At 65.6% G+C, this 2,456-nt stretch carries 3 protein-coding genes and 1 pseudogene; all 4 read right to left on the bottom strand.

What is annotated here, in order from left to right; all coding sequences use genetic code 11:
- Positions 1-261: pseudogene (locus QN350_RS19480) on the bottom strand (IS3 family transposase); the annotation flags it as partial.
- On the bottom strand, positions 261-701 hold the full coding sequence (locus tag QN350_RS19485) for a hypothetical protein (protein WP_323517164.1): 441 nt from the start codon (positions 699-701) through the stop codon (positions 261-263). The pseudogene QN350_RS19480 and the gene QN350_RS19485, both read right to left, overlap by 1 nt.
- Positions 702-1,189: 488 nt before the next feature.
- Positions 1,190-1,546, bottom strand: coding sequence for a hypothetical protein (locus QN350_RS19490; RefSeq protein WP_322140506.1), 357 nt, complete (start codon positions 1,544-1,546; stop codon positions 1,190-1,192).
- 144 nt (positions 1,547-1,690) lie between these two features.
- The gene (locus tag QN350_RS19495; protein WP_322140507.1) at positions 1,691-2,407 is read right to left on the bottom strand and encodes an HAD-IA family hydrolase; all 717 of its coding nucleotides are present in this window, start codon (positions 2,405-2,407) and stop codon (positions 1,691-1,693) included.
- Positions 2,408-2,456 lie beyond the last annotated feature (49 nt).

Genomic DNA, 2,456 nt, shown 5'->3' on the forward strand with positions numbered 1-2,456 from the left:
GGAGATCGACGCCAAATACACGCCCTCGTCGAGGAGCTGCGCGTAGATCTGGATCGGCGGCAAGTCCACGAACCGGGCCGAGTTCACCACTGCCAGGATCCGGGCCCGCTCGAGGACATCGAGCCGGTTCGCCGGCACCACCGCCCGCCGGGCCACCGGGGTGCGGGACGTTCGGGTCGCGGTCGCCCGCGGCAACCCGACCAGGGCGGCGGCCGTCCGGGTCGGAACGCCGTGGCCGGTCAGGTCGCGGTAGGTGGTCATCACGGTTTCGTGTGCGGTGTTTCGTCCCGCGAGCTCTTCGAAAGATTTTCGAGTAGCTCGTGCATTTTTGACATGATCTCCAACGCCACCCCCGTCGTTTCCAACCGCCGTTCCGTCAACTCAAGCTGGCGGCGGAGCCGGGCGATCTCGGCCTGCTCGGGCGTTAGCCGGCCGATCTTCTCCCCGGGTTTCTTGCCCTGCAGTACGCCCGCATCGCGCAGTTTTCGCCACTCCGTGATCTGCGAGGAATAGATGCCCTGCTCCCGCAAATACGCGCCGCCCCCGTTGCTCGAGATCGCGTCCTCGTAGGCGGCGAGGTGGTCGAGCTTCTGCTTCGGCGTGAACGAACGCCGGGGCGTGGGGCCGCCCGCGCGGGGGCCGGGACTGCTGTTGTTCATGGAACTATCGTCGCGCACGGCGATCAACGATGGGCTGGACATGGTGGGACTTCCTGATTCTCGCCCTACGTCAAACGGCGGACTTGCTCTGAGCTACTGGCCTCAACTCACCCTGACACGTAGGGAGCCGCTGCGGATTAGTGCGGGTCGGTATTGGGCTTGAGCGTCGGGATCGCTTCTGGTTTGACGTAGAAGCGGACTTCGCCGGTGGTGGCGTCCTTGGAGGCTTGGGGTCTGACCAGTGTTGGAACGGTGGTTGGCGCTAAGGGTTGAGGTGCTGATAGATGGTGGCTCGAGCGGAAAGACGCGCCCGGCCCGGCCCTCCTGTGTGGTTGCTGTGGTGGTCGTGCTGCGGATTTGTTGAGGTGCGGTTATGGTGCCTGCATGTGAGAGAGCGACGTGGGTGGGGGGGTGTGGTGATTCGTCGTCAGATTCTGATGTGTCGTGAGGCGTGTGCGGCGCTCGTGAGGGTGAGTGAGGAGTGCGCGGACGCGTGTCTTGCGCTGGACGGCGACACAGAGAGCACTAGGCTATTCGGTGAAGTCCAGGTCGGGCCAGTCGAAGTCGGTGGCCGCCATCGTTTCCTCTGTTGAAAACGAGGGTGGTTCGGTCAGTGCGGTCAGGGCGTGGATGCGGGCGTTGAGCGCGGCGAGTACCAGAGTCGTGTCGGGTCCCGTCCACCGGGAGCTCTCAGGGATGCTCAGCAGTGCACTCATCGGGCCCACGAGCATGGTCACGATCATGGTGTCTCCGTCATCGTCCACGGCGGGGAGGTCCAGGGTCTCGGTGGTGTGGCTGATTCCGAGCACGGTGACCAGCTCCAGGAGAGCGTCCGCGACATCGTCGGGCGTCAGGAACGACGCCCCGCCGTAAAAGATCCGTTTCATACACCCCACCGTGGACCCGCCCAGGCCACGGGCCAAGGCCCTTGCGCACGAGGGCTATCGGCGAGGCCAGCCACGTCACGGGTGTCCTGACCCCGTTATGTTCGCTATCGTTTTGGCAGGCATCGACGACAGCGCCAGTAAGGGCTACTCGGGAAGTAGTTCGAACTTGACGCCGTTGTGCTGTAGGACGATGCGCAACTTGTCCAGGCTGGCCACGACGAGATCGGCGTCCAGGTCGGCTGCGTCATGGGTTCCTTCGACGCCGATGGTGGCACAGCCGGCCGCGCGCGCGGCTTCGAGGCCGGCCGGTGCGTCCTCGACGACGAGGCAGCGGGCCGGGTCGAACCCGAGGCGGGCGGCAGCTTCGAGGAATGGTTCGGGAAAGGGTTTACCCCGGCCCGTGTCCTCGATAGTGATGATGGTCGCCGGTGTCGGAACGCCCGCGGCGGCCAGGCGAGCGAGGCAGAGCTCTCGGGTGGCGGAGCTGACGATCGCCCGCCGGTGCTCGGGGATGCTCGCGAGCAGGGGCCCGGCACCGGGGAGGATCGTGATGCCCATGGTGTCGGCGAGTTCGATCTGGGTCAACCGGATGACCGCGTCGTCGATCTGATCGGCCGGAATCAGCGTGGCCAGCATTTGACGGGCCGGCACCCCGTGGCTGGCACCCCGGAATGAGGCGCCAAGGCCCGCTTCTTCGGCCCAGCTCAGCCAGGACCGGTTCACGGCGTTGGTCGAGTCCACGAGCGTCCCGTCGTTATCGAAGAACACCGCCTCGAACACCCGTCCGAGGAGGGTGTTCTCGTTGTCGGGTGAGATGCGGGGTGTGTGGGGTTTGGTCGGGTCGGCCGTGAGGTTGGTCATGGGTGTCCTTTCCCGAAGTCGCGGTGCACGGCCCCGGATACCCCACAAT

The organism is Cryobacterium sp. 10I5 (genome assembly GCF_035019865.1).
Taxonomy (GTDB): domain Bacteria; phylum Actinomycetota; class Actinomycetes; order Actinomycetales; family Microbacteriaceae; genus Cryobacterium; species Cryobacterium breve_A.

What these genes read in the sequence shown, in the direction of transcription:
- QN350_RS19485 (WP_323517164.1), bottom strand. Translation starts at nt 701, where the DNA reads ATGTCCAGCCCATCGTTGATCGCCGTGCGCGACGATAGTTCCATGAAC.
- QN350_RS19495 (WP_322140507.1), bottom strand. Translation starts at nt 2,407, where the DNA reads ATGACCAACCTCACGGCCGACCCGACCAAACCCCACACACCCCGCATC.
- QN350_RS19490 (WP_322140506.1), bottom strand. Translation starts at nt 1,546, where the DNA reads ATGAAACGGATCTTTTACGGCGGGGCGTCGTTCCTGACGCCCGACGAT.